5 protein-coding genes and 1 pseudogene are annotated in these 6,719 nt (G+C 70.7%); 3 read left to right on the forward strand and 3 right to left on the reverse strand.

Annotation, left to right across the window (positions count from 1 at the left end):
- A partial coding sequence (locus FUT87_RS16170) for a chalcone isomerase family protein (protein ID WP_147241679.1) occupies positions 1 to 508 on the forward strand: 508 nt, incomplete at its 5' end.
- 22 nt (positions 509 to 530) lie between these two features.
- Here FUT87_RS16170 and gph read toward each other — a convergent pair.
- Positions 531 to 1,190, reverse strand: a complete 660-nt coding sequence (gph, locus tag FUT87_RS16175) for a phosphoglycolate phosphatase (protein ID WP_091728176.1) — start codon at positions 1,188 to 1,190, stop codon at positions 531 to 533.
- 82 nt (positions 1,191 to 1,272) lie between these two features.
- Positions 1,273 to 2,789: pseudogene (locus FUT87_RS30800) on the reverse strand (methyl-accepting chemotaxis protein).
- 257 nt (positions 2,790 to 3,046) lie between these two features.
- Between FUT87_RS30800 and FUT87_RS16190 the strand changes: the two are divergent.
- Positions 3,047 to 4,174: a patatin-like phospholipase family protein gene (locus FUT87_RS16190; protein WP_147241681.1), complete on the forward strand. Its 1,128-nt coding sequence runs from the start codon at positions 3,047 to 3,049 to the stop codon at positions 4,172 to 4,174.
- A 19-nt stretch (positions 4,175 to 4,193) separates the two neighbouring features.
- Positions 4,194 to 5,354, forward strand: coding sequence for a hypothetical protein (locus FUT87_RS16195; protein ID WP_147241682.1), 1,161 nt, complete (start codon positions 4,194 to 4,196; stop codon positions 5,352 to 5,354).
- Between the two features lie 33 nt (positions 5,355 to 5,387).
- Here FUT87_RS16195 and FUT87_RS16200 read toward each other — a convergent pair.
- Positions 5,388 to 6,719, reverse strand: a 1,332-nt coding sequence (locus FUT87_RS16200) for a CHAT domain-containing protein (protein ID WP_147241683.1), incomplete at its 5' end; no start/stop codon positions are given.

Consider the following 6,719-nt stretch of genomic DNA (forward strand, 5'->3'; position numbering starts at 1 on the left):
GCTGCAGCTCAACGGCGCGGGGATCCGCTACAAGGCGATCTTCAAGGTCTACACCGCCGGCCTGTACCTGAACGCGAAGGCCACCACGCCGGAGGCCGTGCTGGCCAACAACGGTCCCAAGCGCATCCACATCCAGATGCTGCGCGACATCGATGGCGAGGAGCTGGGCAAGCTCTTCACCAAGGGCATGGAGCAGAACGCCACGCGCGAGGAATTCGGCCGCTCCATCAGCGGCGTGCTGCGCATGTCGGAGATCTTCGTGCAGAAGAAGAAGCTCAAGACCGGAGAGAGCTTCGGTGTGGACTACATCCCCGGCACCGGCACCGTGGTCTTCGTCAACGGCCAGCTGATTCCCGGCGAGCCGATCAAGGGCGAGGACTTCTTCCACATGCTGCTGAAGATCTGGCTGGGCAAGTCGCCGGCCGATTCCGACCTGAAGGTGGCGCTGCTGGGCGGCGCCAAGCCTGCCGCGACGAGCAGCCGCAACGCCGCGGGCAGCAACCGCTGAGCTCGCGGCGCTCCGCGAGCGCTCAGCCGAGCAGCTCGTCCAGCCGGTCCAGGTAGCGATCCGCGGGCACGCCGCGGATCGGCTCGCCGTGGTTGTAGCCGTAGCTGACCAGCGCGATCGGGCAGCCGGCCGCGTGGGCGGCGCGGGCGTCGTTGCTGGAGTCGCCGATCATCCAGGTCGTGGCCGGCGCGCTGCCCAGCGCCTCGCAGGTCTTGAGCAGCGGCAGCGGATCGGGCTTCTTGCGCTCGAAGTCGTCGCCGCCGAAGACGCGGTCGAAGTAGTGGGCCAGGCCCTTGCGCCGGAGCAGCTCGCGGGCGAAGGCGGCCGGCTTGTTGGTCAGGCAGGCCATCGGCAGGCCGAGCGCCTTGAGCGCGTCCAGTCCCTCGACGACGCCGGGAAACACATCGGCGTGCTCGCCGTTGAGCACCTCGTAATGGCGCTGGTACAGCGTCCAGGCCTCCTCGTAGCGCTGCGGCGGCGCGCCCGCCTCGGCGAGCACGCTGCGGATCAGGTGCTCGCTGCCCTGCCCGATGGTGTGCTCGACGAAAGCGCGCGAGACCTCGGGCAGCGCCATGTCGGCCATCACGCGGTTGAGCACGGCGACGAAGTCGCCCAGCGTGTCGACGAGCGTGCCGTCGAGGTCGAGCATGAAGGCGGTGGGAGTGGGAACGAGCGCGGGCATCGGTGCGGCAACGAGGACATCGGGGCCCGCATCGTAGCGGTGCCCCGCCGACCGCCTCGCTCGCCCGGGCGCGTTCAGGCGTTCAGGAGAACGCGCCCACCGCCGTCACCAGCGCCTGCGACTGCTGCTCGAGCGACTCGGCCGCGGCCGAGGCCTGCTCGACCAGCGCCGCGTTCTGCTGCGTCGCCTGGTCCATCTGCGCGATGGCCTGATTGATCTGCTCGATGCCGGCGGTCTGCTCCTGGCTGGCGCTGGAGATCTCGCCGACGATGTCGGTGACCCGCTTCACGCTGCCCACGATCCGCGACATGGTCGCGCCGGCCTGGCTCACCAGTGCGCTGCCGGCCTCGACCTTCTGCACCGAGTCGCCGATCAGCGACTTGATCTCCTTGGCCGCCGTCGCGCTGCGCTGCGCCAGCGTGCGCACCTCCGAGGCCACCACCGCGAAGCCACGTCCCTGCTCCCCGGCGCGGGCCGCCTCCACCGCTGCGTTCAGCGCCAGGATGTTGGTCTGGAAGGCGATGCCGTCGATGACGCCGATGATGTCGACGATCTTGTTGGACGAGCCGCTGATGGACGCCATCGTGGCCACCACCTCGTCGACCACCTGGCCGCCCTGCACCGCGAAATCGGACGCGGACATCGCCAGCTGGTTGGCCTGCCGGGCGTTGTCGGCGCTCTGCTTGACGGTGGCGGTCAGTTCCTCCATCGACGCCGCCGTCTCTTCCAGCGCGCTGGCCTGCGCCTCGGTGCGCGAGGACAGGTCGCGGTTGCCCGAGGCGATCTCCCCCGCGGCACTGGCGATGGTGTCGGTCGCGCCGCGGATCTGGCCGACGGTGGTCGACAGGCTGCGCTGCATGCGGTCCATCGCCACCAGCAGGCTGTCGGCATGCGCGCCGCGCAGGTCCACCGCCACGTTCAGGTCGCCGCACCGATGCGGTGGACGATCTCCGAGGCATAGGCCGGCTCGCCGCCCAGCTGGCGGTAGATGCTGGTCGCCAGGCGCCAGCCCAGCAGGCCGACCACCGCCATCAGCGCCAGGCCGATCGACAGCAGCACCGCGGCGCTGCGCCAGAAGGCCTTGTCGATGTCGTCGATGTAGTCGCCGAAGCCGACGATCCAGTCCCAGGGCTCGAAGCGGGTCACCGCGTAGAGCTTCTCGACCTCGTCCTTGGTGTTGGGCCGCGTCCCCGGTGCGATCACGGTGCCGACCTTGCGGCCTTCCAGCGCGGCGCGATAGCGCACGCCGGCCTCCTTGCCGCCCTTGGCGTCGACGATGCCGACGCGCTTCGGATTGGGATGCACCAGGTTGACGTCATCGCTGTAGCCGCGGACGAAGAAGTAGAGCTCGTCCTTGCGGAAGCTGCCGATGATCAGCTTGCCCTGGCGCTGTGCCTCCTCGCGGGTCAGCTTGCCGGCGAGCTCCTGCTCGTGCAGCTTCTCGAGCGCGGCCTGGGCCAGCACCACCAGCGTGGACAGCTGCGCGGTGCGCTCCTTCATCATCGTCTGGCGCAGCGTCGTCAAGGACACCGTTGCCAGGACCACCATGCCGATCAACGCGGCCAGACACAGGAAAAGAATGCGGGTGCGGAGTTTCATGAGTGGGAAGAGAACGGCGCCGCCACGCCCGATGCACGGGGCGGCGCGAATGGACCAGACAGCACTATCGGCTCGTTCCGTTCGATGCTGAATCCCCATCGCCGCTAACGCACGGCGTTATGCGTCACTACCTCACGGCCGCGCCCCCACGGTCGGCCTGCCGTGCGCCGTCACGCCGGCCCGTATCCCCAACTTGACCGCTTGCGACGCCAGCGCCCGGCGCCTAGGCTGGTCCATTGCCACTGCGGGAGACGGCCATGCCCCTCGACCCTGACGCGCGTGCCGACGGCATCGCGCTCGCGCTGTCCGGCGGCGGCTTCCGGGCCGTGCTGTTCCATGTCGGCGTGCTGTGGCGGCTCAACGAGCTAGGCGTGCTGGGCCGGCTGGCGCGCCTGTCCAGCGTGTCCGGCGGCTCGATCGCCTCGGGGCTGCTGGCCGTGCGCTGGCCGCGGCTGGCCCTCGATGGCGACGGGCACTCCCCGCGTTTCGAGGCCGAAGTCGTGACACCGCTGCGCGAGTTCTGCGCCCGCAACATCGACGTGGCCTCGGTGCTGTCGGGCGCCTTCAATCCCTTCCGGTCGGCCGGCGAGGCCGTCGCCGAGGAATATCGCCAGCGTCTGGGCCTGGACGCCTCGCTGCAGTCGCTGCCCGACACGCCGCGCTTCGTGTTCAACGCGACCAACTACGCCACCGGCGTCAGCTTCCGCTTCTCCAAGCCCTACGCCGGCGACTACCGCATCGGCCTCATCCCGAAACCGCGCTTCGACGTGGCCACAGCGGTCGCCTGCTCGAGCGCCTTCCCGCCGGTCCTGGCGCCGATCGCGCTGGACGTGCGGCCGGAGGACTTCACCCGCGTCGATGGCGCCGACCTCTACGACCAGGTCGACTACCGCCGCCGCCTGATGCTGGCCGACGGCGGCGTCTACGACAACCTCGGACTGGAAACCGTCTGGGGCCGCCATGCCACGGTGCTGGTCAGCGACGCCGGCAAGCCCTTCGACATCGATGCCGGCATCGGCACGATGGCCCCGCGGCAGGTGCTGCGCGCGATGGACATCGGCCTGAACCAGGCACTGGCCCTGCGCAAGCGCATGCTGATCGCGGCCTACGCGCGCGGCGAGGCCCAGGGCGCGTTCTGGGCCATCGACACCGACATCGCCGACTACCCCGCGACCGAGGTGCCGGCGCTGTCCGTCGATCCGGCGCGGATCGCCGACCTCGCGGCGATCCGCACGCGCCTGGACCGCTTCAAGGAACAGGAGCAGTGCGAGCTGATCAACTGGGGTTACGCGGTCAGCGACGCCGCGCTGCGTTCCCGCGCGCCGGCGGTGGTCTTCCGCTCCCAGGCACCCGCCTGGCCCTATCCGCGGCACGCGTTGTCCTGAGCGCGTCGCCACGACCGCCATGGCCGAGGTCTTCCGCATCGAGCTGCTGCCGGCGCGGCACGGCGACTGCCTGCTGCTGAGCTATGGCGACGCGGCGCGGCCCCATCGCGTGCTGATCGACGGCGGACCGATCGGCGCCTATGGCGCGCTGTCGGCCCGCCTGGCGGCGCTGCCCGAGGATCAGCGCGAGCTGGAGCTGCTGGTCATCACGCATGTCGACGGCGATCACATCGAGGGCTGTCTCAAGCTGCTGAATCATCCGGAGCTGGCCACCTTCCGGGACATCTGGTTCAACGGCTGGCCGCACATCGCGCAGGAACTGAAGGAGCCGCCGCCCGCCCCGCGCCAAGCGCCATCCGACGAGGCCGGCATCCACCAGCGCAGCGCGATGCAGGGCACCGAGATCAGCGTGCGCATCGATGGGCGCCAATGGAACGCGGCCTTCGAAGGCGCGCCGGTGTTCGTGCCCGCGACCGGCCCGCTGCCGGTGCGCGAGCTGCCCGGCGGCCTGCGGCTCACCTTGCTCTCGCCGACGCTGGACAAACTCGTCAAGCTGCGCACCGCCTGGAGCCGCGCCCTGGAGCGCGCCGAGGTCGACCCGGCGAACGAGGCGGCGCTGCGCGCGCGGCTCGATGGTCGCGCGGCCTATCGCGCCTCGGGCGCGCGGCTGCGGCCGACGCCGGACCAGATGATGTCGTCGGCGGCGCTGGCGCTCGGACCGATGGATGACGCGGTGGCCAACGGCTCGAGCATCGCCGTCATCGCCGAATACGCCGGTCGACGCCTCGCGCTGCTCGGCGACGCGCATGCGCCGACGCTCGCGGCGACGCTGGGCCGGATGGCGGCCGCGACAGGCGCCGCGACGCTGCGGCTCGACGCGGTCAAGCTGGCCCACCACGGCTCGGCAGCCAACCTCAGCCCGGACCTGCTCGGTCGGATCGAGTGCGGCACCTGGCTGGTCTCCACCGACGGCAGCCTCTTCCAGCATCCGGACGACGAAGCGATCCACGCGGTCGTGCGGCAGGTGCCAGGCGCACGCCTGCTCTTCAACTACCGGTCCGCGCGCACCGCGCCATGGGGCGAGCCGGCAATGCGCGCCGCGCACGGCCATCAAGCTTTCTACCCGCGCGATCCCGCCGCCGGCATCGCGCTGGACCTGATGACCGGCGAGCCGAGTTGAGCGAGAACGCGTCGACGAGACCGCCTTCCCCGATCACGACCGGAATTCCGGCGTGACCAGCATCGCGGAGGCCCAGGCGTTGTCCCGGTCGCGGTAGCGCTTGTAGATGCGGCGCCGCGCCAGGCCGAAGGCCGCGTTCAGCGAGTGGCTGCGCAGCAGCATCCGGTAGAAGAGCCTCGCCTGCAGCGCCGCCGTGCGGTCGTTGACGCGGCAGCGATAACCCAGCACCGCATGGATGCCGGCGGCCGCGGCCAGCGCCGCGAAGCCCGAGTTGCCGCTCTCGCAGCTGCTCAGGTAGACGAAGCGCGCCTCGCGCATGTAGCTGACGATGTCGCCGAAGTCGATGCCCTCCGGCTCCTCCGCCGGCCCGATGAACAGGAAGCCGGTGCCGCCGCGCTGCTGCGCGCCATGGCGCTGGAAGCAGGTGTGGCCGGCGAAATGGATCAGGTCCCAGCTGCCCTCGCGCAGCGCCGCGTCGAGCGCCGCGCGCGTCACCGGCCCGTCCATGCCGAGCACGCGGATGTTGTCCTCGTAGAACAGCGGCTGGCCGGTGCGCGTGTCGCGGGTCGTCAGCAGCTTGCGCACCCGCGCGCATTCGAGCCGCACCGAGGTCAGCGGATCCAGCCGCACCTGCCCGCCCAGCAGCTTCGCGCTGAACACGCTGCCATGCGTGTCGGCGCAGATCAGCAGCGCGCGCCGCGCCGCGGGCGGTCCGGAGAACAGGTCCTGGCTCGCGTCGCCATCGCTTTCCAGCAGGCGCCGCGCCACCGAGGCGGCCTGCGCCAGCCAGGGCTCCGGCCGCAGCGACGGATCGAAGACCGCCTCCAGCATCAGCGGATAACAGGCCTCCGACACCGCGAAGGTGAGCCGGTCCGGCAGCTCGCGCCCGGCATCGCCGAGCTGCATCGCCGCGGCGGCGCGGCCCAGCTCGCGCTGGACCTTGAAATGTGGGTTCTCGTCGCACAGCGCGATGCGGATGCTTTCGCCGATGTCGGAGAACTCGTCGTACCAGTCGGGCTGGAACATGTGCTGCGCCTCCCAGCGCATCCAGGCCGAGCGCGGCACGGTCAGCATGCCGTCGCCATGGAACTTGAAACCGATGCCGTCGATGTCGAAGCTCCAGCCGGTCTCGCTGGCCTTGACGCGGATCGCCAGGCAGGGATCGACGCGCTGGCCGGGCTGCAGCAGCTCGAGCGCGAAGCCGCCGGCGGTGCCCGGATCGGCATAGGCGGTCAGGCCCGGCACGCGCGCGCTCTCGCGCTGCAGCTCCGAGGTCAGCGCCGGCGCCAGCAGCATCATCGGCGTCTGCGTCAGCAGCCGGGCCTTGCGGCAGAAGTCGAGACCGCCGCCGTCCTCCACCACCGC

It is taken from the genome of Mitsuaria sp. TWR114, assembly GCF_007997345.1.

What these genes read in the sequence shown, in the direction of transcription:
- gph (WP_091728176.1), bottom strand. Translation starts at nt 1,190, where the DNA reads ATGCCCGCGCTCGTTCCCACTCCCACCGCCTTCATGCTCGACCTCGAC.
- FUT87_RS16190 (WP_147241681.1), top strand. Translation starts at nt 3,047, where the DNA reads ATGCCCCTCGACCCTGACGCGCGTGCCGACGGCATCGCGCTCGCGCTG.
- FUT87_RS16195 (WP_147241682.1), top strand. Translation starts at nt 4,194, where the DNA reads ATGGCCGAGGTCTTCCGCATCGAGCTGCTGCCGGCGCGGCACGGCGAC.